Annotated in this window: 20 protein-coding genes; 12 read left to right on the top strand and 8 right to left on the bottom strand. The window is 65.9% G+C overall.

From position 1 onward, the window contains the following. Positions 1-32: 32 nt before the first annotated feature. Positions 33-1,856 (top strand): PHA/PHB synthase family protein, encoded by a 1,824-nt coding sequence (locus tag ACODTW_RS09310; RefSeq protein ID WP_488945698.1) that lies wholly within the window; start codon positions 33-35, stop codon positions 1,854-1,856. A gap of 77 nt (positions 1,857-1,933) precedes the next feature. Here the strand turns inward: ACODTW_RS09310 and ACODTW_RS09305 are convergent, their stop codons facing one another. Further along, positions 1,934-3,697, bottom strand: a complete 1,764-nt coding sequence (locus tag ACODTW_RS09305) for a hypothetical protein (protein ID WP_488945697.1) — start codon at positions 3,695-3,697, stop codon at positions 1,934-1,936. Between the two features lie 171 nt (positions 3,698-3,868). Here ACODTW_RS09305 and ACODTW_RS09300 point away from each other — a divergent pair, with 171 nt between their 5' ends. Further along, complete coding sequence (locus ACODTW_RS09300; RefSeq protein WP_488945696.1) at positions 3,869-5,434, top strand: alpha-N-arabinofuranosidase; 1,566 nt, start codon at positions 3,869-3,871, stop codon at positions 5,432-5,434. 10 nt (positions 5,435-5,444) lie between these two features. On the opposite strand, the gene ACODTW_RS09295 is transcribed toward ACODTW_RS09300, so the two are convergent. The 3 genes from ACODTW_RS09295 to ACODTW_RS09285 are packed head-to-tail and all read right to left on the bottom strand — an operon-like array spanning position 5,445 to position 7,950. After that, positions 5,445-6,251, bottom strand: a complete 807-nt coding sequence (locus ACODTW_RS09295; protein WP_488945695.1) for an ABC transporter permease — start codon at positions 6,249-6,251, stop codon at positions 5,445-5,447. Further along, complete coding sequence (locus ACODTW_RS09290) at positions 6,248-6,988, bottom strand: ABC transporter ATP-binding protein (protein WP_488945694.1); 741 nt, start codon at positions 6,986-6,988, stop codon at positions 6,248-6,250. The genes ACODTW_RS09295 and ACODTW_RS09290 overlap by 4 nt, the downstream gene beginning before the upstream one ends. Beyond that, a complete protein-coding gene (locus ACODTW_RS09285; RefSeq protein WP_488945693.1) occupies positions 6,985-7,950 on the bottom strand; it encodes a PQQ-dependent catabolism-associated beta-propeller protein in 966 nt (321 codons plus the stop codon). Before ACODTW_RS09285 ends, ACODTW_RS09290 begins: the two co-directional genes overlap by 4 nt. Positions 7,951-8,206: 256 nt before the next feature. Between ACODTW_RS09285 and pedF the strand changes: the two genes are divergently transcribed. Next, the gene (gene pedF / locus ACODTW_RS09280; protein WP_488945692.1) at positions 8,207-8,629 is read left to right on the top strand and encodes a cytochrome c-550 PedF; all 423 of its coding nucleotides are present in this window, start codon (positions 8,207-8,209) and stop codon (positions 8,627-8,629) included. Between the two features lie 126 nt (positions 8,630-8,755). Beyond that, positions 8,756-9,604 carry a substrate-binding periplasmic protein gene (locus ACODTW_RS09275; RefSeq protein ID WP_488945691.1) on the top strand — a complete coding sequence of 283 codons (849 nt, stop codon included), beginning with the start codon at positions 8,756-8,758 and terminating at the stop codon, positions 9,602-9,604. Positions 9,605-9,607: 3 nt separating this feature from the next. Here the strand turns inward: ACODTW_RS09275 and ACODTW_RS09270 are convergent, their stop codons facing one another. Continuing rightward, complete coding sequence (locus tag ACODTW_RS09270) at positions 9,608-11,014, bottom strand: diguanylate cyclase (protein ID WP_488945690.1); 1,407 nt, start codon at positions 11,012-11,014, stop codon at positions 9,608-9,610. A gap of 367 nt (positions 11,015-11,381) precedes the next feature. Here ACODTW_RS09270 and ACODTW_RS09265 point away from each other — a divergent pair, with 367 nt between their 5' ends. Both ACODTW_RS09265 and ACODTW_RS09260 read left to right on the top strand, forming a co-directional pair. Further along, entirely contained in the window at positions 11,382-13,127 is a 1,746-nt protein-coding gene (locus tag ACODTW_RS09265; protein ID WP_488945689.1) for a methanol/ethanol family PQQ-dependent dehydrogenase, read from the top strand. A gap of 370 nt (positions 13,128-13,497) precedes the next feature. Then, complete coding sequence (locus ACODTW_RS09260) at positions 13,498-14,184, top strand: response regulator (RefSeq protein WP_488945688.1); 687 nt, start codon at positions 13,498-13,500, stop codon at positions 14,182-14,184. Positions 14,185-14,432: 248 nt separating this feature from the next. Here ACODTW_RS09260 and ACODTW_RS09255 read toward each other — a convergent pair whose 3' ends face one another. Continuing rightward, a complete protein-coding gene (locus ACODTW_RS09255; protein WP_488945687.1) occupies positions 14,433-15,815 on the bottom strand; it encodes a porin in 1,383 nt (460 codons plus the stop codon). A 350-nt stretch (positions 15,816-16,165) separates the two neighbouring features. Between ACODTW_RS09255 and ACODTW_RS09250 the strand changes: the two genes are divergently transcribed. From ACODTW_RS09250 to ACODTW_RS09235, 4 genes are read left to right on the top strand one after another with little or no spacing between them, the layout of a single operon-like run. Then, positions 16,166-17,149 (top strand): ABC transporter substrate-binding protein, encoded by a 984-nt coding sequence (locus tag ACODTW_RS09250; RefSeq protein ID WP_488945686.1) that lies wholly within the window; start codon positions 16,166-16,168, stop codon positions 17,147-17,149. 3 nt (positions 17,150-17,152) lie between these two features. Beyond that, on the top strand, positions 17,153-17,893 hold the full coding sequence (locus ACODTW_RS09245; RefSeq protein WP_488945685.1) for an ABC transporter permease: 741 nt from the start codon (positions 17,153-17,155) through the stop codon (positions 17,891-17,893). Next, positions 17,886-18,623: an ATP-binding cassette domain-containing protein gene (locus ACODTW_RS09240; protein WP_488945684.1), complete on the top strand. Its 738-nt coding sequence runs from the start codon at positions 17,886-17,888 to the stop codon at positions 18,621-18,623. Before ACODTW_RS09245 ends, ACODTW_RS09240 begins: the two co-directional genes overlap by 8 nt. A gap of 29 nt (positions 18,624-18,652) precedes the next feature. Next, positions 18,653-20,737: a TonB-dependent receptor gene (locus ACODTW_RS09235; RefSeq protein WP_488945683.1), complete on the top strand. Its 2,085-nt coding sequence runs from the start codon at positions 18,653-18,655 to the stop codon at positions 20,735-20,737. Positions 20,738-21,026: 289 nt separating this feature from the next. Here the strand turns inward: ACODTW_RS09235 and ACODTW_RS09230 are convergent, their stop codons facing one another. Both ACODTW_RS09230 and ACODTW_RS09225 read right to left on the bottom strand, forming a co-directional pair. After that, positions 21,027-22,139, bottom strand: a complete 1,113-nt coding sequence (locus ACODTW_RS09230) for an alkaline phosphatase D family protein (protein WP_488945682.1) — start codon at positions 22,137-22,139, stop codon at positions 21,027-21,029. A 383-nt stretch (positions 22,140-22,522) separates the two neighbouring features. Continuing rightward, complete coding sequence (locus ACODTW_RS09225; RefSeq protein ID WP_488945681.1) at positions 22,523-24,790, bottom strand: TonB-dependent receptor; 2,268 nt, start codon at positions 24,788-24,790, stop codon at positions 22,523-22,525. Between the two features lie 297 nt (positions 24,791-25,087). Here ACODTW_RS09225 and ACODTW_RS09220 point away from each other — a divergent pair, with 297 nt between their 5' ends. Further along, entirely contained in the window at positions 25,088-25,963 is an 876-nt protein-coding gene (locus tag ACODTW_RS09220) for a 50S ribosomal protein L11 methyltransferase (RefSeq protein WP_488945680.1), read from the top strand. A 7-nt stretch (positions 25,964-25,970) separates the two neighbouring features. After that, on the top strand, positions 25,971-26,303 hold the full coding sequence (locus ACODTW_RS09215; protein WP_488945679.1) for a YnfA family protein: 333 nt from the start codon (positions 25,971-25,973) through the stop codon (positions 26,301-26,303). Positions 26,304-26,436: the final 133 nt, after the last annotated feature.

Here is a 26,436-nt window from a genome sequence, read left to right as displayed (position 1 = left end):
CTGCCGCAATGCAGCAATCCGGGAGACCCCTGATGCCCGATATCGTCACCCTGCCCAAGACCCTGCCCGCCCCGGTTCCACCCCCTCCGCCGGCACCGTTCACCTTTTCGGAAGAGGCGGAGGCGTTGCCGCAGGTGTCGGCGACCCTGTCCATCCTGGACCGGCTGGTCCATGCCAGCGTGGGCCGTTTGACGGGATCGGTGTCGCCAGCGGCCCTGGCGCTGGCCTGGGCCGACTGGGCCATCCATCTGTCGGCTGCCCCGGGCAAGCAGGTGGAACTGGTGAACAAGGCCCTGCGCAAGACGGCGCGCATGGCCGAATATGCCGCCACCTGCGGCAACCAGCCTGACGCGCCCCGCTGCATCGAACCATTGCCCCAGGATCACCGGTTCGACCACGCGGATTGGCGTCTGCCGCCGTTCAACATGATCCATCAGGCGTTCCTGTTGCAGCAGCAATGGTGGCACAACGCCACCACGGGCGTGCGCGGCGTGGAACAGGGGCATGAAAAGGCGGTGACCTTCGTCGCCCGCCAGTTGCTGGACATGGTGTCGCCCACCAATTTCCTGTTCACCAATCCCGAACTGCTGCGCCAGACGGTCAGCGAATCCGGCGCCAATCTGGTGCGCGGCTGGCGCAACTGGATGGAGGACATGCGCCGCCAGACGGGCGGCAAGGGCCCGGCGGGGGTGGAGGATTTCAAGGTTGGCGAGGATGTGGCCATCACGCCGGGCCGCGTCGTCTTCCGCAACCGGCTGATCGAACTGATCCAGTATGCGCCGACGACGGGGGAGGTGAAGCCCGAACCGGTGCTGATCGTGCCCGCCTGGATCATGAAATATTATATCCTGGACCTGTCGCCGCACAATTCCATGGTCCGTTATCTGGTCTCACGCGGCTACACGGTCTTCTGCATCTCCTGGAAGAACCCGGACGCCGAAGACCGCGACCTGTCGATGGAGGATTACCAGCGCCTGGGCATCATGGACGCGCTGCGCGCCGTGGGCGCCATCGTGCCGGGGGCCAAGGCGCATGCGGTCGGCTATTGCCTGGGCGGCACCCTGCTGTCCATCGCCGCCGCCACGCTGGCGCGCGACGGGGAGGACCGGCTGGCCAGCCTGACCCTGCTGGCCGCCCAGACCGATTTCACCGAGGCAGGTGAACTGACCCTGTTCATTGATGAAAGCCAGCTGAGCTTTCTGGAGGACGGGATGTGGAGCCAGGGCTATCTGGACACGACCCAGATGGCCGGCGCTTTCCAGTTGCTGCGCTCCAACGACCTGATCTGGTCGCGCATGGTGCGCGAATATCTGATGGGCCAGCGCGAGGCCATGTCCGACCTGATGGCCTGGAACGCCGATCCCACGCGCATGCCCTATCGCATGCATTCCGAATATCTGCGCCGCCTGTTCCAGCATAATGAACTGGCGGCCGGCCGCTATCGCGTGGAAGGCCGGTCCGTCGCCATGTCGGACATCCGTGTTCCCGTCTTCGCCGTGGGCACGGAAACGGACCATGTCGCCCCCTGGCGGTCGGTCTATCGCGTGCGCCTGCTGCTGGATACGGAGATGACCTTCTGCCTGACCAATGGCGGCCATAATGCCGGCATCGTCAGCCAGGCCGACCATCCCCACCGCCGCCACCGCATCGCCACCATCGGCATCGACGAGCCGTTCACGGATGCCGAAGGCTGGTTCACGGCCAATGAACCGCGTCCCGGTTCCTGGTGGCTGTCCTGGGTGGACTGGCTGGACCGGCATTCCGGTGCGCCGGTCCCGCCGCCCGCCCTGGGCAACGCCAAGGCGGGCCTGCCCCCGCTGGAACCGGCACCGGGGCGGTATGTGCATCTGAAGTAGGACGGACGCCACCCTTCCCCACCCGGATGCGGACGCAGACGGATAGGGAAGGGCGACGGTCCGGTTGCGGTCGATCGCTATCCCTTGCGCCGACGATCGCCCCAGGCCTTGGCCTGGGCGATGTAGCTTTCCATCGTCGCCTGTTCCTTGTCGAACGTGTCATCGACGATGGTGATGGTGGGGATGGCGCGCTGATCGGCGGCAATCTCCGGCTTGTAATGGCCGAAGCCGGCCTCATGCACGCCGGTGCTGCCGCGTCCGGGGGCCGGCCGGCTCAGATGCTCATATGAGCGGACATAGCGGTCATGGCCGGCCGGGTGCAGGGCATAGCGCGTGACCTGCGACAGGGGGATATAGGCCATCTGCGCATCATACAGCATCTCGCCCACGGGCGGGATGCCGGGATGGCGGCGGCGCAGTTCCTCCACCATCAGCCTTGTCCCGACATTCATGTCGGCCTTCTGATTGTTGGCCCAGCCACCGGCAATATCCAGGAAATAGCCGTCGACGCCGAACTGCTTCACCGTGGCGGAGATGCGTTCGGTCAGGAATTTGCGCCAGCTTTCCACGCCCAGATTCATGAAGGGCATCCAGCCATCATTGGCCCGGTCATTGTCCCAGTCGACCCAGTTCAGGTCGAAATGGTCACCGTCGACATGTTCTGTGGTGGCATCGGCGAACTGCTTGAATTCGGCCAGGGTCGCATTGGCGGAATTGGTGCCGAACATGGGCACCATGCGATAGCCCAGCTTCTGCGCCGATGTGACCAGCTTCTGGAAGCCGGCAGCACCGCCCATGCGCGGGTCGGGCTGATACAGCGGATAGTTCCAGTAATAGCGCCCGTCCCAGGCCGGCAGGAACACCATCACCCGCTTGGGATCGATGCGCTTGGCCGCCCACATCAGGATATCCAGCATGCGGCGGTAATCGTTGAAGATATAGCCCGTCCAGTGCGCCCCATGAATGGACAGGACCAGATCCACATCCTGCATCCAGCGCGGCGCATCCACCCGGCTGGCGAAGGGTGGGATGGAATAGGTCTTTTCCAGATGCGCGAAATGTGCGCCGGCCGCCGCCGCGTAACTGGCGGCTGGTCCCACCCGCCACAGGGCCGTGGTCACGCTTTCCTGCCGGTCCCAGCCCGGCGCCTCATGCACCAGTTCCACCCGGTAGCCATCGGGCCCCGGCTGGAAGAAGAAGCGGGCGGGCAGCACCGTCTGCTGACGCGCCGACAGCTCATACAACTGGCCGTCGGCCGCCTTCAGCATGGCGAACGGCGTGCTCATGCCGCCGAAAAGCTGGGGATATTCGTACAGCTTCTCATCATCCTTGGGATCGCTGAACGCCCCGCAGGAGATGGACAGTTCGCCACGCGGCAGGCCGCGCACGATGCTGGTGATGGCCTTCACCTTCTGCGGGGCGGTGGCCGTGGCCCGCCATTGCACAACGCCATCGGCACCGATGCTGAATTCCGCCGACAGGGTGCCCGCGGCCTTTTCCTGACCGCCGGCCCCCAGCAGGCCCGAACAGACCAGCCGCACCTTGTCCCCGTCGCGCAGCACCTGGGTCGCGGCCGGGTCGATGGCGTAGGTATTCTCGAACGTCAGGACGCGGAAACCCACCAGCAGCGGCCCCACCTTCACCGACGCTTCGGGAAAATCGAAGCTGAACTGCATCACGGCGTCGCCGCGCGGCGGGGTATAGACACCCGTGCGCGAGGTCAGGGGCACCAGATCGGCGGACGCGACCGTCTGGGCCAGGGTCGCGGCGGCGGGCACGGCCAGCGCCACGCCGGCGGCGGTGCCGGCGACGAAGCCACGCCGGGAAAGGGCGGGAACCACTGCATATCCTCCTGTTCGTCGTTTCAGGCGGGTGGGGCCTGGGGGCCTTCCCTCCAAAAAGAATATCGTATACTCCTACAATATTGCGACGATGCCAAGTATGGTTCGGCCACCGGCCGGATATTTCCTGACCCAACCGTTTCCGGTCACAAAATGGGGGAGTGCGCGCGTATGAAGGGACATTTTCGCCACCTGCTGATCTGCCTGGGCCTGTTGACCGCCGCACCGGCAGCGGCACAGGACGCCGTCGTCACCGTGGGTGCGGACCGGCCGGGGGCCGTGATCGCGCCGGAGATCCAGGGCCAGTTCGCCGAACATCTGGGAAGGCTGATCTATGAAGGGATCTGGGTCGGTGAAGGGTCCCCCATCCCCAATGTGAAGGGCTATCGCACCGATGTGCTGAACGCCTTGAAGGCCATCCATGTGCCGCTGATCCGCTGGCCCGGCGGCTGTTTCGCCGATGAATATAAGTGGCGTGACGGCATCGGCCCGCGCGATCAGCGCGCGGTGACGGTCAATACCAGTTGGGGCGGGGTGAATGAGACCAACGAATTCGGCACCCATGAATTCATGGAGTTCAGCGAGCTGGTGGGCGCCAAGACCTATGTGAACGGCAATATCGGCACAGGCTCCGCGCGCGAGATGGCGGAATGGGTCGAATACATGACCGGCACCACCCGCTCCACGCTCGCCCAGATGCGCCGGACCAATGGCCGGGACAAGCCCTGGACGCTGGACTGGTTTGCCATCGGAAACGAGACCTGGGGCTGCGGCGGCAATATGCGGCCCGAATATTACACAGACCAATTGCGTCAGATCCGCACCTTCGTGAAGCCGGCCCCGGGCCAGCCGACCAAGATCCTGGCCAGCGGCGCCAATGCCGGCGACGTGAAATGGACCGAAGCCGTGATGTCCGGGGCAGGCGACATGATCGACGCCTACAGCCTGCATTTCTACGACGTCACCTCGGCCTACATGATCCCGGCCGGCACCTGGGAGAAGAAGGGATCGGCCACCCAGTTCGGGGAACCGGAATGGTTCGCCAGCCTGGTCGGCGCCTACAAGATGGATGATCTGATCACCCGCCATGCTGCGGTGATGAACAAGTATGATCCGCAGAAGCGCGTGGCCCTGGCCGTGGATGAATGGGGCAACTGGCACGATCCGGAACCGGGCACCAATCCGGGATTCCTGGAACAGCAGAACACCCTGCGCGATGCCGTAACGGCCGCCATCAACCTGAACATCTTCCACCACCATGCCGACCGCGTGCGCATGGCCAACATCGCCCAGATGATCAATGTGCTGCAGGCCATGATCCTGACCCAGGGTCCGAAGATGATCCTGACCCCGACATATCATGTCTTCGACATGTATCAGGGCTTCCAGGGGGCGACGTCCTTCCCCGTCGCCGTGCTGGCGCCTGATTACGTGCAGGGCGACCGGCGCGTGCCGGGGGTCAGCGTGTCGGCGGCCAGGACCAAGGATGGCAAGCTGCTGGTGGCCCTGGTCAATGTCCATCCCGACCGGGCGCTGCCGGCCGACATCCGCCTGGATGGGGTGAAGGCAAAGCGGGTGTCGGGTCGCATCCTGACGGCCCCGGCACTGAACAGCCATAACAGCTTCGACCAGCCCGACGCGGTCAAGCCGGTTTCGTTCAATGGCGCCAAGCTGTCGGGCGGTACCCTGTCGGCCACCCTGCCCGCGCATTCGGTCACGGTGCTGACGGTGGAGTGATATTACCCGCCTACCCCTCTCCGCCCGCGGCCTTGCGCGGCATCAGCCCGCGGGCGGGGTTGTAGGCCCAGAAGGACAGACCCAGGAACAGCAATGTCGCCCCCGCCACCCAGGCCGCCGCCGCCCACGCCACCTGTCCGTAAAGGGCGAAGCGGATCATCTCCACGGCATGGGTGAAGGGGTTGTAGCGGGCAAGCTGATAGAGAAGCTCGCTGCCCTCCCGCATCTTCCACAGGGGATAGAGGGCCGATGACAGGAAGAAGGCCGGGAAGATGACGAAATTCATCACCCCGGCGAAATTCTCCAGCTGCCGGATGGTGCTGGACAGCAGCATGCCCACCGCCCCCAGCATCAACCCCGCCAGCAGCAGCGCCGGCAGCACGGTCAGATAGCCCAGCGGCGGCACCGTCAGCCCGGCAATCGCCGCGATGCCCAGGAACGCCGCCGCTTGCGCCAGCCCGACCACGGCCCCGGCCAGCAGCTTGGCCGTCAGCAGGAATTCGCGCGGCAGCGGGCTGGTCAGCAGCAGCCGCATGCTGCCCATCTCCCGGTCATAGACCATGGACAGGCTGCTCTGCATGCCGTTGAACAGCAGCACCATGGCGGCCAGCCCCGGCAGCACATAGGTCTCGTACGTGATGTAGGTGTCATAGGGCGGCTGCACGGAGATGCCCAGCGCCGCCCGGAACCCGGCCGCAAAAATGAACAGCCAGACCAGGGGCCGCACCAGGGCGGAGATGAACCGTTCCCGCTGATGCAGGAAGCGCAGCATTTCCCGCCCGATGATGGCCGACAGGGCGCGCAGATAGATCATCATGACCCGCCCCCTTGCGTCAGCGCCTGGAAGGCATCGGCCAGATTGTCCGCCCCCGTACGGGCCAGCAGATCGGGCACGCCCCCCGTGGCCCGCACGATACCCCGGTGCAGCAGCACGACATCGTCGCCGTCGCGCACCTCGTCGAACAGATGCGTGGCCCACAGCACGGCCACCCCATCCTGCGCGCACAGGCGATGCACATGCTCCACCAGATCGCGGCGCGACGGCGCGTCCAACCCCACGGTCGGTTCATCCAGGATCAGCAGGCGCGGCCGGTGCAGCAGGGCGCGGGCCAGTTCCACCCGCCGCCGGTGCCCGCCATTCAGCAGCCGCACCTTGTCGCCGGCCCGCGCCGACAGGCCGAACCTTTCCAGCAGGGCGGCGATGCGCGGGGCCGTTTCGGCGCGCGACAGCCCGCGCAGTCCGGCGGCATAGGTCAGGTTCTGGCGCACGGACAGGTCCAGATCCAGGGTCGGCTGCTGGAACACCACGCCCATGGCGGCCAGGCCGGCGCGAGGGTGGCGGCGCAGATCATGGCCGCAGATCCGGATATCCCCCGATGCCGGGGTGAACAGCCGGGTCAGCAGACCCATCAGCGTGGATTTGCCGGCCCCGTTGGCGCCCAGCAGCGCCGTGAAGCGGCCGGGCGCCACGGTAAAGCCCACCCCGTCCAGGGCGAAGCCACCCTTGCCATAGGCGAAGCTCAGCCCCTCAACCGCCAGCGCCGGCCCCGTCACGGCACCACCACCGCGCCCCAGGGATAGCGCCCGACCGGGATGGATTTCACCACCTTCAGCCCCTCCACATCGATGACGGAGACATCGTTGCTGACCCCGTTGGTGGTGAACAGGGTCTTGCCATCGGGCGACAGGGCCATGTGCCAGACCCGGCGGCCGACCAGCAGATAGGCCTTCACCGTGAAACTGGCCGTGTCGATGACGGCGACATGGTTGGCCGGGCCCAGCGCCACAAAGGCCAGCGCGCCGTCGCGCGACAGCCTGATGCCCACGGGCTGGATCTTGTCGGCCTGCACGCCCTTGATGGCAAACGGAATGGTGCGCGTCACCTGCCGGCTGGCGACATCGATGATTTTCACCGTGCCGCCAATTTCCGACGATACCCACAGTGCCTTGCCATCGGCCGTGAATTCGGCATGGCGCGGCCTGGCGTCAACCAAGGTGCTGTCGACCAACTGCCGTGTGGCCGTATCGATCCAATGCACCATGCTGGTGGTTTCGGATGTGTTGACGGCCCATTTGCCATCGGGGCTGACGGCCATGCCCTCCGGCTCCACGCCCACATCGATCTGATAGGCGACGGTGCGGCTGGGCACATCCACCACGGTCACGACATTATTGTCTTCATTGGCGATGAACAGGTGCGTGCCGTCGGGCGCCAGGGCGAATTGTTCGGGATCGTCGCCCGACGGCAGATTGTGGATGACCTTGCCGCTGGCAATGTCCAGCACCTGCACCGTGTCATCATCGCTGGCGCAGATGTAAAGCTGCTTGCCATCCCGGCTCAGCGTGATGCCGCGTGGCCGGGCGCCGACCTTGAGGGTCTGCTTGACCGTCAGCGTGTCGGTATCGATGACGGACAGGCTGTTATCCCGCTCGTTGGTGACATAGAGCGTGCCGGCCGGCACCTCCGGTGCAGCGGCCAGCAGACCCAGGGTGGGCAAAAGCCATCGCGCACGCATCCCATATTCCTTCCCTGCGGGTGGGCCTTTGCCAGCCCTTGGCACCAAGCCTATCCGGCAGCCATGGGAACGGGCCATAGGACTATGGCATCAGACCGCCACGTCGGTTTCGGTGGGCGGAAACCGGCGTGGCACCAAAGTCCAATAAGTACAGGGCGGCGGAATCGTTAGGCTTCCGATCGTTCGCCGCACCCGGCCCCCGGGTCCCAGGCAGTGCGGTCGCCCAAACCCGAGCCATCACCCGAGGATGTTGCCGATGTCGTCCCGTCTCGTCGCCGGCCTGCTGGCCGCCGCCCTGCTCTCCACCCTTGCCGTCCTGCCGGCCGGCGCGCATGGCGATGTCACGCCCCAGCCCGTGAATACTGACGGGCTGGAAAAGCTGGGCCCCGACTGGCGCGCCAGCAACCCCTATCGCGGCAATCCCCGCGCCATCGAGATTGGGGCGTCGGCCTATAACCAGAACTGCGCCCGCTGCCACGGGCTGGGTGCCATTTCCGGCGGCATCGCCCCCGATCTGCGCTTCCTGGATGAAGGCGATCCGGGCGATGAATGGTTCTCCGAACGCTTCCGCAAGGGCGCGTCGCGCGATGGCAAGGTCTATATGCCCGCCTTCGGTCCCGTGCTGGGCCAGGAAGCCGGCTGGGCCATCCGTTCCTGGCTGGAAACCCAGCCACAGTGAAGCCTTTCATGTTCCTCAGGCGCCGGCGCCGCATCCGCGGCTTGGCTTCACGCCGCACGAGCGGCGCGGCGGCAGTCGCCGCCGGAGCGGTTTCCGGTCCCGTCAACCGCTCTCAAGGAATTTCCCATGACCCGACGCCAGCTCATGGCCCTTTTCGCGACCCTGCCGCTTGCGGCGGGGTTTGCGCGTCCCGGCACGGCCGCGCCCCTGGACAAGGTGATGGAAAAGGGCAGCCTGCGCATCGCCGTCTATCGCGACAACCCGCCCTGGTCCTGGCGCCGTGACGGGCAGTTGCTCGGCATCGATGTCGATCTGGGCCGGGAACTGGCGGCCCGGCTGGGTGTGGTGGCGGAATTCATGGAACTGACGGCCGACGAGAATATGGATGACGATCTGCGCAACGCCGTCTGGAAGGGCTCCGTCCTGGGCGAGCCCGTGGCCGACGTCATGATGCATGTACCCATCGACCGGGAATTCGGCCTGCGCAACGACATGGCCGTGCTGACCGCCCCCTATCACCGGGAAAGCTTCGCGCTGGCCTGCGATCCGCAGCGCACCGACTGCCGAGGCGGCATGGGTGATCTGGCCGGCAGCCCCATCGCGGTGGAAACCGACAGCGTGCCCGACTTCTACCTGACCGGCGCCTTCGGCGGGCGGCTGCGCGGCGATGTGGTCCATCACCTGACGGCGTCGGCCGCCATGCGGGACCTGACCCAGGGACAGGCCGGCGCCGTGATGGCGACCCTGGCCCAGGTGGAACTGGGCCTGCAAGGGGCCGACCACAAACTGTCCGTCCGCCGCGGCCCCTTCCCCGGTCTGGCCAAACAGGGCTGGGATATCGGTCTGGCCGTGAAGGCCGACAGCCGCGACCTGGGCTACCGGCTGGAAGACCTGATCGCGGGCCTGCTGGCCGACGGCACCGTCGCCGCCACTTTCGCCCGCTATGCCATCACCCACGTCCCGCCGGGGGCATAGGGGCTAAAGTTCCGCGCGGTCACGTCCGCCATTCTTCGCCCGATACAGGGCCGCGTCGGCGCGTTGCAGCAGGCTTTGCTGGTTTTCCCCCGGTTGCAATTCGGCGACCCCGGCGCTGACCGTATGGGTCCAGCCCGTGGGAAAGCCGAAGGCCCGCACCGTGGCGCAGATGCGTTGGGCGATGACCATCGCCTGGGCGGCATTGGCGTCGGGGCAGAGGATCAGGAATTCCTCCCCGCCCCAGCGGCCCACCGTATCGATGCTGCGCGTGGCGGATTTCAGCAATCCGGCGATGGCAACCAGCACCCGGTCGCCCATCAGATGGCCCAACTGGTCATTGACCGATTTGAACAGATCCAGATCGATCATGATGATGGAAAGCGGGCTGTCATGGCGCAGGGCCCGATCGATCTCCGTCACCAGTTGCTCATCCAGGGCGGTGCGATTGTGCAGGCCGGTCAGGCTGTCGCGGCGCGACAGGCGGCGCAGTTGCCGGTTCACCTTGCGCAGCTTCATCGCCCACAGAAGATTGGTCAGCAGCAGGACGGAAAAAACCAGGACGATGTTGCGCAGCAGCCGGTAATCGATGGCCGTCTGTACATTGATGGAAACGTGGCGGTTGGCAATCTCCGTGCGTTCCTGGGTGGTGATGGTGGCGATGCCGCGGTTCAGCACATCGCGCAGGCCGGCTTGGTCCTTGCGTACACCGATACGCAGCTTGTTCTCGTACCCCGGCACCAGACCGTTGACCTTCAGGTTGAACCAGCCCTGCTTCTTGATGGTATAGACGGCAACCTCCATCGACCGGATGGTCAGATCGGCCTCGCGGTTTGATACCATTTCGAAGGCCACCGCCTCGCTGGGCGCCAGGATGACGCGCAGGTTGGGGAAGTCGCGGCGCACCCATTCCTCGATCGCGGTACCGCTGGGCAATACGATGGTCTTGTTCGACAGGCCCGCCAGATCGGCGACGAAGGGCTGGTCCTCCCGCGTGATGATGACATTGGGGTCGGTGAACAAGGGCGCGGTGAAGACCAGCCAGCTTTCCCGCTTGGCCGACTGGTTCAGGAAGCTGAGAAAGGCGCAATCGCCGCGCTGGGCCGTGGCGATGCTGTCGTCCCAGTCCTTGGTCGGCACCAGCCGCACCGACAGGCCGGACCGCTCCGCCGCCAGCCGCAACAGGTCGGCGGCGATCCCTTCATGCACGCCGTGCGGGTTGATGACCTCGTAAGGTGGCCAGTCGGGATCGACGCAATAGGGGATGGGGGGCGGATCGGCCGGTGTCTGGGCACCGACCGGCAGGGCCACGGCCAGCAGAACCAGCAGGCACCGCAGCAAGGCTGGCAGGAACCGGGCGGGTTCGGTCGGCGACGTTGTGCGTTGCGCGGGGCGGCATGGTGTTTCGGTCACGGTCGGTCCCTGAATATCCCCTGGCGGCGGCCGGCCAATGCATGTGGCCCGGCCATGAAGGACAGCCGGTGATGGTCTGCCTATCATACATTGGCATTACCTCGGGCAAATACATTCTTCGGCCAGGGCCGTTTCCGCCCCGTCCCGGGCCCGCTGATACCAAGGTTCAATTTTGCCCCCTGCCCGGCGGCGTTACCTTGAGCCCCGTCAACAAACCACACCGCCTTCCCATCCCCCTGAAATATCTGGCCGTACAGGGTCGAGCCCCTGTCGCGGACGGGGGCTTGCGGGCGGGTTCTGCTGAAACCGGACGCGGGTTGCAGGCACCGTGCCGCCGCCACCGGACCCAACAGGGAGACAAGACGCCATGAAGCGCATTCTGCTGGCAACCTGCGCCGTGCTGGGGCTGGCCGCCGCCACGCCCGTGTTCGCCGCCGGTCCCACCGACGCCGACCTGATGAACGACGCCGCCACGCCCGGCGACGTGCTGACCTATGGCATGGGACCGCAGGCCCAGCGCTACAGCCCGCTGAAGACGCTGAACACGGAGAACGTGGCGAAGCTGGTGCCCGCCTTCTCCTTCTCCTTCGGCGGGGAAAAGCAGCGTGGCCAGGAAGCCCAGCCCATCGTCCATGACGGCGTCATCTACATCACCGGCTCCTACAGCCGCATGTGGGCCGTGGATGCCCGCACGGGCGAGGAGAAGTGGCAATATGATGCGCGCCTGCCCGACGGCATCATGCCCTGCTGTGACGTGGTGAACCGCGGTGCCGCCATCTATGGCGACATGGTCTATTTCGGCACGCTGGACGCCAAGCTGGTGGCCCTGAACAAGGATACGGGCAAGGTCGTCTGGTCCAAGAAGATGGCGGAGTACGAGGCCGGCTACAGCTATACCGCCGCGCCGATGATCGTGGATGGCAAGATCATCACCGGCAATTCCGGCGGCGAATTCGGCATCATCGGCAAGGTGGAGGCGCGTGACGCCAAGACGGGCGAGTTGGTCTGGTCGCGCCCCACCATCGAAGGCCATATGGGGCAGCTGAACGGCAAGGACAGCACCGTCACCGGCAAGCAGAACGCCACCTGGCCGGGCGACATGTGGAAGCAGGGCGGCGGGGCCACCTGGCTGGGCGGCACCTATGATCCCGAAACCAGGCTGATCTATATGGGCACGGGCAACCCCGCCCCCTGGAACAGCCATCTGCGTCCCGGCGACAATCTCTATACCTCCTCCACGTTGGCCATCGATCCCACTACGGGCGAGATCAAGTGGCATTTCCAGACCACGCCGCATGACGGCTGGGACTTTGACGGGGTCAATGAATTCATTCCGTTCGACCTGAAGAAGGACGGCAAGATCATCAAGGCCGGCGCCAAGGCCGACCGCAACGGCTTCTTCTTCGTGCTGGACCGCACCAACGGCAAGTTCATCTCCGCCACGCCGTTCGTGTCCAAGGTCACCTGGGCCAAGGGCTTCGACAAGAAGGGCCGTCCGATCTACGACCCGGCCAACCGCCCCGGCAACCCGATGGAAGCGGCCGAGGGCCAGACCAAGGGCAAGTCTGTCTTCGCCGCCCCGTCCTTCCTGGGCGGCAAGAACTGGATGCCCATGGCCTACAGCCAGGACACGGGCTTCTTCTATGTCCCCTCCAATGAATGGGGCATGGATATCTGGAACGAAGGCATCAACTACAAGAAGGGTGCCGCCTATCTGGGCGCCGGCTTCAACATCAAGCCGCTGTATGAGGATCATATCGGCGTGCTGCGCGCCATCGATCCCGCCACAGGCGAGATCAAGTGGGAATATAAGAACAAGGCCCCGCTGTGGGGCGGCGTCCTGTCCACGGCCGGCAATCTGGTCTTCACCGGCACGCCGGAAGGCTATCTGAAGGCCTTCGACGCCAAGACCGGCCAGGAAGTGTGGAAGTTCAACACCGGTTCCGGCGTGGTGGGCAGCCCCATCACCTGGGAACAGGATGGCGAACAATATGTGGCCGTGCTGTCCGGCTGGGGCGGCGCCGTCCCGCTGTGGGGTGGCGAGGTGGCGAAGTCCATCCAGCATATCAACCAGGGCGGCTCGCTCTGGGTGTTCAAGCTGCCCAAGGCCTGATCACGGCCCTGCCGCCTGAGGTAACAGTCCCCGCGAACGGTCATTCCCCATGACCGTTCGACGGCGGCGACTGCCGCCGCGCCGCCCATGCGGCGTAAGCCAAGCCCGCGGATGCGGGCGCCCGGCGCCTGAGGGAACAGCAAAAAGACGGCGGCGACCGCCGCCGCGCCGCCCATGCGGCGTAAGCCAAGCTGCCGGACGGCAGCGCCCGGCGTTTGAGGGGGCAGCAAAAAGACGGGGGCGTCCGGCGGATGCCCCCGTCTTTTGTCACGCTCATACTAAAGGATTGTGCGCAGTTTCTGCCCCCGGCTGTACTCTGACTTCCGCCCACAAAATACAGCTCGGCAACAGAGCGACGGGGAGGAAAGAGATGGGCAAGGTGCTGATCGCGGATGATCATCCGCTGGTGCGCGACGGGTTGCGCACGGTGCTGGCCGTGGCCTTGGACCGGTGCGAGCTGTTCGAGGCATCGGACCTGGACGAGGTGGTGCGGATCATCGATCGCGAAGGCGATTTCGATCTGGTCCTGCTGGATCTGAACATGCCGGGAAACAATGGTTTCGCCGGCCTTTCGTCGTTAAGGGCCCGCTATCCGGCCCTGCCCGTGGTTATGGTGTCGGCCACCTGCGACCGGCAACTGGTCAATGACGCCCTGCGCCACGGGGCTGCCGGCTTCGTGCCGAAATCCCTGCCCCGCGGCGCCATCGCCGAGGCGCTGCGCCAGGTGCTGAACGGCGATGTCTATATGCCGACCGATCTGGAGGATGCGCCCGCACCCGCCGGCCCGACCGGAGAGGATCAGGAAATTCTGCGCCGCATCGATACCCTGACCCCACAGCAGCGCAAGGTGCTGGAACTGGTTGTCGCCGGCCGGCTGAACAAGGAAATCGCCTATGAACTGGATGTGACGGAGACGACGGTGAAGGCCCATGTTTCCGCCATCTTGCAGAAGATGCGCGTGTTCAGCCGCACCCAGGCCGTGATCCTGGCCAACAAGGTCAATTTTACACCCCCCGCCGGTGCCGCCCAGACGCATCAGCGCGCCAACGTGCAGTGACAGTGCGATAAGAAGAAGGGCCGCCCCGTTCGCACCGGGCGGCCCTTTGCGTGTTTGCGGATGGCCGCCCTCACCCGCCCATAGGCGCCAAGTTAAGAGGTCCGTTACCCCTGTTCAGCCCTCTCTCCCCGTCGCCCCGGCGAAGGCCGGGGTGACGGGAGAAAGAGCGGAAAACGACGTGCCCATAGCTTAACTTAGTGCCTATGGGCCCGCGCTGTGTTGAATGGCGCCCTCCGAACGGACCACCCTCAGAAGAACAGGATGGCACCCAGCGCCAGCGTGTCGGACGTGGCCTCGTTGCCACCATGGGCCGTGGACTTGGTGTTGATATATTCGCCCACCAGGGTCACCCAGTCGGTCAGGCCGTAATGGACCGTGCCCACCCAGGACTTGTTGGCGTCCAGCAGGGTCGGGTTGACCTCACCCTTGGCCAGGTCCAGATGGCTTTCGCCGTAGGACGCGGCCAGCGTCAGCTTCTCGATCGTATAGGCACCCTGGACATAGAAGCCGTCGCTGTCGCGGCGGTTGCCCTTGGCATCGGTCGACAGCACGAACAGGCCCGTCGTGCCCACGCCCTTGCCGGTATAGTAATAGCCCAGCAGGCTGGCCCCGCCGAAGCCGACCTTGGCGCCGACATCCACGGCCTCGCCCTTGTAATCCGGGCCGCCGGCCAGGGCCGGATCATGATCCTGGCTGATGGCCCCGGCCCAGGCATGCAGCGTCACCCCGCCGGACTTCATGTCATAGGCGGCGCGGGCCTGATAGCCGGGCGTATCGTTCAACTCGTTCTGGCCCGCCGTCGCCAGCGGCTGGAAGATACCGGCCGACAGGGTGAAACCGCCGAAGCTGGGCGTGGTGTAGGTGATCTGCGGCTGGAAGTCGGTATAGATATAGCCCAGACCGATGCGGCCCAGCGAGGTGTTGGACGGGGTGGCATTGCCCGCCGCCGTGCCCACGCCCAGCAGCGTGATGTCGTTCAGGATGGCATCCTGGCCGAACAGGCCGATATCGCGACCGATCTTGAACTCGCCCAGATCCTTCTTGCCGAAGGTCAGGTAGGTCTGGCGGAAATCGATGCCCGACGTGGTCAGCGCCGTCGGCTGGCCGCCGGAATTGGCACCGCCCGCCCAATTGACGCTGTTGATGCCGGGATACATGCCGAAATGCGCCCCCACATCCCAGCCGCCCTGCTGTGTCGTCACATCGACCTTCAGGAAGCCGGGCAGCAGGCCGTTGCGCACCGAACTGGTATCGTTGCCGGCCACACTGGCCAGACCGCCCACGACAGTCTTGGCGGCGCCCGGACTGTCGGCGCTGTCATAGACGTAGAAGCCGTTGACGGAGCCGGCGAATTTCACCTCCACCCCGCCGACCTTGAAGCCCACGCCGCTGTCGCTGGCCTGGATGGTCTTGCCGGCCGGCGCCGCAGCCGCGGCCGGGGCTGCCTTGGTCGTCTTCTCCTCCTCCGCCTTACGGGCGGACAGGGCCTGGAATTCCTGCTCAGACAGGATGCCCTTGGCCTTCAACTGCTTCAGCAGGTCGTCCGTGGTGTCGGCTGCCGCCGGCCCCGCCACGGCAAAACCCAGCGCCAGACCGCACGCCCCCAGACGCAGCACATCGCGCAGACGCATTTCTCCCTCCCAGTCGGTGATTGGCCCGAAGCATCGGGCAAGACGATCCCGTTCGGACCGGCAGGAAGCCGGGCCGTCGCAGGCATTGATGAAATTGGCGAAGTAATCGCGTCACCACGTTAGGGAGGATGCGGGGGCGGTGATATTGGACGTTGGTTTATTGGACTTTGGATGGATTAGTTGGCGGGGAAGGAAGGACAGAAGGTAGGTAGAGGATCATTTTCAAACCGCGTCTTCCCGGCGCCGGCAAGTAAGGCGCCTCCCTCCCCCCCTTATCCCATGGTCTAATAGGCCCCCCGGCATCCCCCCCGTAGCATGACCGCAACGAACAATCTTCCGGGGAGGAAGCGATGGGCATCAGGGTCTGCCGCCGGGCCTTCCTGGCGGGGGCGGCCGCCATGCTGGCGGCACCGGCCGCAAGCGCTGCGCCACCGTTGCGCCTGGGCCTTCTGCCCTTTGGCACCGTGCAATGGGAAATCGCCGTGGCGCGGGCGCGCGGGCTGGACCGGGTGCTGGGCGTCGATCTGTCCATCCAGGAACTGGCGGGCGCGCAGGCCGCCCAGGTGGCGCTGCTGGCCGGCGGGGTGGATATCATCGCCAGCGACTGGCTGTGGGTGGCGCGCCAACGCGCGGCCGGCCTCGACCTGTCCTTCATCCCCTATTCCTGCGCCGTGGGGGCCGTCATCGTGCCGGGCGACAGCCCCATCCGGTCCGTGGCCGATCTTGCGGGCAGGCGCATCGGCATTGCCGGCAGCCCCGTCGACAAGGGCTGGCTGCTGCTGCGCGCCCAGGCCGCGCGCCGGCACGGCATCGACCTGGCAGCCCAATCCACGCCGCTGTTCGCCGCCCCGCCGCTGCTGTCGCAGCAGCTTCAGGCCGGCCGCCTGGATGCCGTGCTGACCTACTGGCATTATGCGGCGAAGCTGGAAGCGGCGGGGATGCGGCAACTGATCGGCGTGGCCGATCTGGCCCGCGATCTGGGCCTGCGGACGGAGGTGCCGTCGCTGGGCTATGTCTTCCGCGCCGACTGGGCCGCGCGCAACGCCGATGGCCTGTCCGCCTTCACCCGCCTGTCGCGCCAGGCCAAGGAGATCATGGCGGCAGACGATACCGCCTGGACGGAGATCCGCCCGCTGCTGGGGGCCGATGACGATGCCGCCGCGACGCATCTGCGCGACCGCTTCCGCCAGGGCATCCCGCGCAGCTGGACGGAAGCCGAGCGGGCGGATGCGGCCCGGCTGTTCGCCATCCTGGCCGAACTGGGCGGGCGGGATCTGGTGGGCGATGCCGCCGCCATTCCCGACGGCACCTTCTGGCCCCTGTCCTGGGGGTAGGAATTGCTGCGCGCCGGCCTGTCCATCCTGTTGATCCTGCTGATCTGGCAGGGGGCGGCCCTGGCAGTGGGCGGCCCCACCCTGCCCGGCCCCGCCGCCGTGGCCGCTGCCTTGGCGCGGGAGGCGGGCAGCGGTCAGCTCTGGCTGCATCTGGGCATCACGCTGGCGCGCGTGGCCGCCGCCTTCGCCCTGGCTTTGTCGCTGGGCACCTTCATCGGCATCGCCATGGGCCGGTCACGCAGCATCGACGGGCTGCTGGGCCCCTGGCTGATGCTGGCCCTGAACCTGCCGGCCTTGGTGGTGATCGTGCTGTCCTATGTGTGGTTTGGCCTGACGGAGGCCGCCGCCATCGCCGCCGTGGCCGTGAACAAGATCCCCAACGTGGTGGTGCAGGTCCGTGCCGGGGCCCGCGCCCTGGACCCCGCCCTGTCGCGCATGGCCGATGCCTATCGCTTCACGCGCCTGGACCGGCTGCGCCATCTGCTGCTGCCGCATCTGCAACCCTATCTGTTCGCAGCCGCCCGCAACGGCCTGTCGCTCGTTTGGAAGATCGTGCTGGTGGTGGAGTTGTTGGGGCGCGGCGATGGGGTGGGGTTCAAGATCCATATGGCCTTCCAGCTGTTCGACGTGTCCACCCTGCTGGCCTACACGCTCGCCTTCGTGGCCGTGGCGCAGGTGCTGGAACTGGCCGTGATGGCGCCGCTGGAACGGCGGGCCGGGCGCTGGCGGGGTTCCCATGGCTGAGACCCTGCTGCACCTGGAGATCGCGGAGAAACGGTTTGCCGACGCGCCCGTGCTGGCCAGCCTGACCCTGACCGTGGCGGCCGGCGAAGTGGTGGCCCTGGTCGGGCCCAGCGGTTGCGGCAAAAGCACCGCCCTGATGATCGCGGCCGGACTGGATCAGGATTTCCAGGGAAGCCGGATAACAGCGCCGGATCTGACGGTCGCCGTGCAGTTCCAGGAACCCTGCCTGCTGCCCTGGCGCGATCTGACGACCAATGTGCTGCTGGCCCTGCCCCCTGCCCACCGGCAGGTGCCTGTCGCCGCCGACTGGCTGCAACAGGTGGGGCTGCCGGCCGCCAGCCAGGACAAGTTCCCGGCGGAGGTCAGCCTGGGCATGCAGCGCCGGGCGGCACTGGCCCGCATGCTGGCGGCCGGGGGCAACCTGTTGCTGCTGGATGAACCGCTGGTGTCGCTGGATGTCGCCCTGGCCGAACGGTTGCGCGCGCTGCTGCTGGACTGGCTGGCGAGGCATCCGGGGGCCGGCATGCTGCTGGTCACGCACGATCTGGAGGAGGCGGTGCAGATGGCCGACCGCGTGCTGCTTCTGGACGGACAGCCCGCCCGTGTGCTGGGCGAATGCCGGCCCGGCGGCGAACGGGGCGCCCGCACGGGCGCGCAACTGACGACAGCGCTTGACCATATCCACGGCTTGCATCAACAGCTTACGGCCTCGGCCGGTCCCCGGATCTGACCGGGCAAGCAAATTGGGAAGGAAGCATCATGGCCCCCACCCCCCGCCCGGGAACCGGCGCCGCCGCGCTCGTCCTGCTGCTGCTGGCCGTTCCGGCCGCGCAGGCCGCCGACGACATGCAGGTGGCGGAGATCATCGTGACCGGCCGGCGTGATCGCGTGCAGCCCTATGAACGCGCCTATGGCCCCACGGTGATTGATGCCGCCACCCTGGCCACGGCCCCGGAACGGCGGCTGGACGAGGCCTTGCGCGCCGTGCCGGGCTTCAGCCTGTTCCGACGGTCCGGATCGCGCACGGCCAATCCCACGGCCCAAGGCGTGTCGCTGCGCGGCATCGGTCCCAACGGCGCCGGACGCACCTTGGTGCTGGTGGACGGGGTGCCGGCCAACGACCCGTTCGGCGGCTGGGTTTATTGGAGCCGGCTGCCCACCGGCATGGCCGACAGCGTCACCATCACGCGCGGCGGCGGGGCCGGACCCTGGGGCAATGCCGCCCTGGCCGGTACCATCCGCATCGACACCAAGCAACGTGACGGGCTGGACATGGAAGTGGCGGGCGGCAGCCAGTCAACCTGGTTGGGTCAGGCGTCGGTGGGCGGCACTTCCGATGGCTGGCATGTCGGCGTCGCCGGCAGCGCCTTTCGCACCGACGGGGTGAAGCTGGTGGAACCGTCGCGGCGCGGCCCCATCGATATCCGCGCCGGCAGCGACGCCTATGCCGTGGATGGCACCATCGCCACCCGCATCGGCGGCGTGTCGGCCACGGCCAAACTGTCGGGCTTCAAGGAAAGCCGCGGCAACGGCACGCCTTATACGGAAAACAGCACCGACGCCAAGGAGGCCAGCCTGCGTCTGGTGGGGGAAGCAGGCAAGGTCGACTGGCAGGCCGTGGCCTATTGGCGCGACTGGTCCTTTGCCAGCACCTTTTCCAGCGTGAACGCCACACGCACGGCCGAAACCCCGTCGCTGGACCAGTATGACGTGCCCGCCACGGCCAAGGGCGGCATCGTGCAGGTGGGTTTCAGCCCCGCTGACGGGCATGAAACCGATATCGGTGCGGATCTGCGCACGACCGATGGGCGGACCAAGGAACGCTTCACCTATAGTGCCGGCAGATATACCCGCCTGCGCGATGCCGGCGGACAGCAGGATCTGGCCGGGCTGTTCATCGAACATGCCTGGACGGGCGTGCCGGGCCTGACAATCTCTGCCGGCGGGCGGCTGGATGCCTGGACCAACAAGGACGGGCACCGCACGGAAAGCGACATCGCCACGGGGGCCGTGCTGCGCAATGACCAGTTTGCCAAGCGTGACGGCACCGTCGCCAATGGCCGCGCCGGGGTGGATTGGCAGGCGGGTGAGATGCTCGGCCTGCGCGCCGCCGCCTATACCGGTTTCCGCCTGCCCACCCTGAACGAGCTGTACCGCCCCTTCCGCGTCGGCAATGACATTACGGAGGCCAATGCCGCGCTGGCACCCGAACGGATGCGCGGCATCGAAGGCGGCGTGCGCCTGACGCCTGCCGCCGGGCTGACCGCCAGCGCCACCGCCTTCCACGTACTGGTGAAAAATGCGGTGGACAATGTCGTGCTGCAAACCACGGCCGGCACCAATGCCGAGCTGGGCATCTTCGTGCCGGCCGGCGGCAGCCTGGCGCAGCGGCGCGGGCTGGGCCGGGTCGTGGTCAATGGGGTGGAACTGGAACTGGGCTGGCAGGCCACGGCTGACCTGCGCCTGCACGCCGCCTATCTGTTCAGCGACAGCGAGATCACCGATCCGGGGTCCATGGCGGCCCTGAAGGGCAACCGGCTGGGCCAGTCCCCGCGCCATTCCGGCACGCTGGACCTCACCTGGACACCCGTGCCCGCCCTGACCCTGCGCGCCCAGGCCCGCGCATCGGGCAAACAGTTTGAGGATAGCCGCAACCTGGGCACGCTGGCGGGCTATGTGGTGGGCGACCTTTATGCCGGCTGGCGGGTGGGGCCGGAGCTGGAATTCTACGTGACGGCTGAGAACATCACCGGCAAGCGCGTGGAAACCGGCCGGCGCAGCGACGGGCTGACCAATATCGGCCCGGAACGGCAGGTGATGGCGGGGGTGAAGGTCAGGTTGTAAGGGGGGGGCGTGCCCGTAGGGTGAGCGGGGGCGAAGCACATCGTTCAGCCCTGGGCACCACGCGAGGCTCCCCCGCCGTCACGCAGAGGCGCTGACTTCGTCCCTTGGAATAGGGTGCCTTCCCCGCGAAAGCGGGGATCCAGGGGCCACCAGGAACCACATGTCAGTGCCCCTGGCCCCTGGACCCCCGCTCATCAAGGGGGAGGCAAAGGAGGGGCAATAGACTAAGTCAGCGCCCCTAAAGGAAAACGGGAGGCAGAAAACAGGGACAGGAGAGAGCAACGCCCCCTCACCCCACCCGCAGATCCGCGAACTTCAGCCCCTGGCGCAGTTGCTCGGCCCCCGCCACGTCGCGGATGCTCACATCGACAGACTTCGCCTTCCAGTCAATGTCGATCAGGCCGAAATTCTGCGCCCGGTACGCCTCGCCTACACGGCGGGCGTTGGGCGGCAGTACGGGCCACACCTCTGTCAGGCCCGACGAGGTGAAATCCCACAACGGATAGGGAACATTCAGGTCCAGGCGGGAAATTTCGGCATAATGCGTGTCGCCGGAAATGCAGAACAGGCCATGGGCCTTCTTGCGCCGGATGGCGTCGATCAGCCTTTCATGGTCATGGGCGAAATTGATCCAGGCCTCCCAGCCCGGAAAGTCCGACACGACCTGCAGGCTGGACGCCAGGATGCGCAGGTCCGCCGGCTGGGCCAGCCGGTCCTCCAGCCAGCGCCACTGCGTCTCACCGATCTGCGTTGCTGCATCGTCGGGCAGGCGTTCATAGGGGCCGGGGACGGTCTGGCCGGCAGCGTGGCGGGCCTTGGCCCAGGTCTCATAATCCTTGCCGCCCATGTCGATGGTCTGCAGCGCCGTGCGGTTCCAGCGCAGGTCGGGCAGGATGATCTGCAAGCGCTGGCCCTTGGGCCCGAACTGGTATTCGGTATAGATGCCGTCGGCGCGGCTGCGGCGGATGCTGTCGGCGGCCTCTCCCCAGAAATCGCAGAACAGCTTGCGGCTTTCCGCCTTCATCGGATAGTCGCCGCCGGCGTCATTCTCCCCGAAATCATGATCGTCCCAGATGGCGACGATGGGGATCTCATTCCGCACCTTCTGGAAATTCGGCTTGGCCGCCAGCAGGGCGTATTTGGCCTTCATGTCGTCGACATTGCGCGTGTCCAGATAGACATTGTCGCCCAGCAGGATCAGCAGGTCGGGCTTGGCCGCCAGGATGGCGTCCCAGATCGGCTGTTCCTTGCTCTGATGCGCGCAGGAACCAAAGGCGATGCGGGACAGCACCTTGTCGGCCGGCAGGCGGCGGACGGATTGGGCCTGGGCGGCACCGGCAACCAGGGGGGCCGCCGCCATGCCGGTCAGCAGCATGCGGCGGTCAAGCAGGGAACGGGTCATGACGGCATCATCCTGTCTTAAAAAATGAAAAGACGGGACGGGCAGGGCCCGCCCCGTATCAAGGCGATGATGAAGGGGTAAAGAGAAGACGAAGCCGGGGCTGGCGAGCCGGCCCCGGAAGCAGCAAAGAGCGTCAGGTTCAGGTGGAACCGAAACGGACCGGTACCGGGATCCCCCAAGCAAGGCGCGTGAGCAGTATCTCAGTCTTCAGCACTTTCCTGCCTCCCCCGCGAAAGCGGGGGTCCAGGGGCCACATGAACCACAGTTCGGTGCCCTTGGCCCCTGGATCCCCGCTCATCAAGGGGAAAGCAATATTGTGCAAAATCCTCAGCTTAGCGCCTTCAAGGGAATAGCGGCCTTCACCTGAGCCTGCCGCCCACCGATCAGAACTGCTTCTTCAGCGACACGAAGAACTGGCGCGGCGCGCCGGCCAGCAGGGTCTGGGACTCGCCCGTCGGGTCGCTGTTGCTGAAGCCGTTGGAACCGATGGTCGACACATACTTCTTGTCGAACAGGTTGGTGATGTTGGCCTGCAGCTCCGTGCCTTCCAGCCAGGCATTGCCTTCGAAACGATAGCCCATGGAGAAATCGACCAGCGTGTAGCTGTCGACCGGCATATCATTCAGATAGGTGTAGTAGCGCTTGCCGGTATAGGCGGCCGACAGCGACGCGAACAGGTTCTTGTCGTCATACTTCACCTCGCCCTTCAGCAGGTTCTTGGGCGAGTTGACGACGGTCTTGCCGTCGATGGCGGCGATGACCTTGCCCGTGCTGTCCAGCACATTGTCGTCATACTGGCTGTCGGAATAGGTGTAGGAACCGAAGACGGAGAAATCGTCGGTGATCTGCACCGTCGCGGCCGCTTCCAGACCGCGCAGGGAGACGGAGCCGACATTCTGCAGGGCCGACGGGTTGCCCTGGATGCCGGAGCCCAGCGACACGCCCAGCAGGCGGTTGTCGAACTTCACGTCATAGCCGGCGACGACACCCTGGACCATGCCGACATTGAAGCGCCAGCCCAGCTCGAAGGTACGGCTGGTTTCGGGCTTCAGCTTGTTCTTGATGGCGTCGAACCCTTCCTTGGTGGTGGAGAAGGGGCCACCCGTGCCGGAGCTTTCAAAGGCGCGCATGTTTTCGGCATAGGAGCCGAAGAACTGGTACTCGTCGCTCAGTTCATAGACGAAACCGGCCTGGGGCAGGAAATTGTCCTTGGCCTGGATGGTGCCGTTCTTGACGGGACCGACGATGGTCGTGCCCGTGTTTTCCACCTTCAGCGACTTGAAGCCGGCCGTCACGGTCAGCTCGTCCGTGGCCTTCCAGCTGTCGGCCAGGTTGAACTGGGTCGTGTCGGTGTCGAAGCTATATTCCCACTGCGTGGCCATCGGCCCGCTCTGGAACTTGGTGGAGGAGCGGGTGTTGTAGTCGCGGCTGGTCAGGGCATAGAAACGGCGCGCCTGGTTGAAATCATTCTGTTCGAACCAGACGCCGCCGCTGATCGTGTGGTCGCCCACTTCCGCCGTCAGCTGACCGATGCCGCCAAAGCGTTCGATGGCATATTCGGTGGTGCGCACCGACATGGGCGCGCCGCCCGGCGTCACCACATAGGGCGTGTACCACAGGCCCTGGCCGTCATTCTTGTGGCCATAGCCGGTGACGTCGACCTTCACCGCGTCGGTGATGGGATAGGTGAAATTGACGGCGCCGATCGTGTCCTTGCGCAGGCCGGCGGCGTCATAATAGGCATCGTCCACGGTCTGGACCGGGGCGGGGTAAGGGCCCTTGACGTTGCCGTTGTAAATGTCGCCGACCTTGACGGCCAGGGCCCAGTTCTTGGCGAAATTGTCCCAGTCATAGCCCAGGCGGTTGATCATCGCCAGCGACAGGTCCTGATAGTCATTTTCGGCGCGGTCGGACCAGTTCAGCCAGGCGCTGACCTGACCTTCGCCGACATCCTGCACGACCTTGAAGTTCAGCTGGTCCTGGCGCTGGGTGCCGTCGCCCTTCCACTTGTCGGCATTCTGGCGGGTATAGCTGAGATAGGCCTTGGTGCCCGTCTCCAGCTCGCCCGTTTCCAGCCGCACGAAGCCGCGGCCGGTCTTCTCGCTGCCGAACGTGCCGGCGACATAGGCGCCGGCCTTGTCCGACGGGTTGCGCGACGTGAACTGCACCGTGCCGCCCAGGTTGGACGACGACGCGGTGGACAGGCCGCCGGCACCCTGGGCCACGGTCACCAGATCGATATTCTCGCTGCTGATGGCGCGGCTGATATGCAGGCCGTTATGATTGCCATAGGACATGTCGCCCAGCGGCACGCCGTCCAGGGTGAAGCCCAGCTGGTTCTGGTTGAAGCCGCGGATGGTCAGGCGGGTCGACCATTCATAGGCGCCGAACGGGTCCGCCGACTGGAAGCTGACGCCCGGCAGGTTCTCGATGGCCTTCAGCGGGCTGCTGCCCGGCGCCTCGATGGCGATGGCGGCGGCGGTGACGCCCTGTACCTGGCGGGTCTGGCCGCGGCCATAAACAACGATCTCTTCCAGCATATCCGTCGTGGCAGAGGCGTCGGCCACCTGGGTCGCGGTCTGCGCGATGGCGGGGGAGAAGGCGAACAGGGTGGCAAGCGCCGTCCCCAGCACAAGACGATGATGATTCATTATGGGCATCCCTTTGGTCGCCGTCATGGATGTTGCGGCGCACAAAAGGGCGGATATCATTGTTCCATTTCAGTGATTTGACATGTTAACGCCAGAAAGATGATGGTTATGTTGAGCGGTTGCGTAACAGGAAACACCCACGCACGCCTTCCCTTGCGGAAGGTAAGTCGCTGACGGATCGCCATTTTGGAGGGACGGCCTTGTCACAAGGCCCCATTGTCGGCAAGGGGGTGATGCGGATAGAACAGCCCATCCGATGTTGCAGTCATTCCGTTCCGGATCAGGTGGAGAGGGTTCATGCAGCCGATGTGGCGTGTCGCGTTCGAGGTGCCGGAGGCGCTGGTTCCCGTTTTCGCCGATATGGTGGAACCCCATGTCGATGCCGTTTCGACCTTCGAGTTGCAGGAGGGCGGCCAATGGCTGATCGAATGCACCTCCTATAACGAGCCGGACATCAGCCGCATCGGGCTGAAGCTGGCCGTGCTGGCCGCCGCCCATGGCATTGCCGAACCGGAACTGACCAAGGAACCGCTGGCCCCCATCGACTGGGTGACCCAGACCTACCTGTCCTTCCCGCCCATCACGGCCGGCCGCTTCTTCATCCATGGCAGCCACCACAAGAAGCCGGTGCCCAAGGGCAAGCTGGGCCTGCAGATCGAAGCCGCCATGGCCTTCGGCTCAGGCGAACATGCGACGACCCAGGGCTGCCTGCGCGCCATTTCCGAACTGACGGCGCGCGGCCGCGGCGGCTTCCGCGACGCGCTGGACATGGGCTGCGGGTCGGGCATCCTGGCCTTCGCCATCGCCAAGCTGGCGCACAAGCCCGTGATCGGCGTCGATATCGATGAATTGTCGATCGAGATCGCGACGGAAAATGCCAAGCTGAACCGCGTACACAAGCTGGTGAAGCTGTACGCCGCCAATGGCTACGCGGCCGAGGCCGTGCGCAAACATGGCAAGTTCGACCTGATCGTCGCCAACATTCTGGCCCGTCCGCTGGCCCGCATGTCCCCGGATCTGCGCAAGTACCTGGCACCCGGCGGCACGGCCATCCTGTCCGGCCTGCTGCACCATCAGGAACCGCTGGTCATCAACGCCCACCGCGCCCAGGGCCTGCGCCTGGTCAAGCGTTACCGGCTGGGCGACTGGTCGACCCTGGTGCTGAAGGGCTGACGGGCCCATGGCGTCCGGGACGCTGCTGCTCTATGTCCTGGCCGCACTGGCGGAAATCGCCGGTTGCTTTGCCTTCTGGGCCTGGGCCCGCGACGGCCGCTCGCCCCTCTGGCTGCTGCCCGGCATGGCCAGCCTGATCCTGTTCGCCACCCTGCTGACCCGCGCGCCGGCCGACGCTGCCGGCCGCGCCTATGCGGCCTATGGCGGCATCTACATCGCCGCCTCGCTCTGCTGGCTATGGCTGGTGGAAGGCAAGATGCCCGACCGCTGGGACCTGGGCGGGGCGGCACTCTGCCTGATGGGTGCGGGGTTGATCCTGTGGGGGCCGAGGGGTGCTTAAAGGGCACTGCTGAATTTTATCGTCATCCCGGCGAAAGCCGGGACCCAGGGGCCACAGGGGTGACGGTCGACACTGCATCGATCGACGCTGCCGAAAGGTCGGGCGCTTGGCCCCTGGGTCCCGGCTTTCGCCG

It is taken from the genome of Niveispirillum sp. FG148 (genome assembly GCF_057809655.1).
Note: the sequence above shows the minus strand (reverse complement) of the source record. Positions and strands in the feature narration are given on the sequence as shown.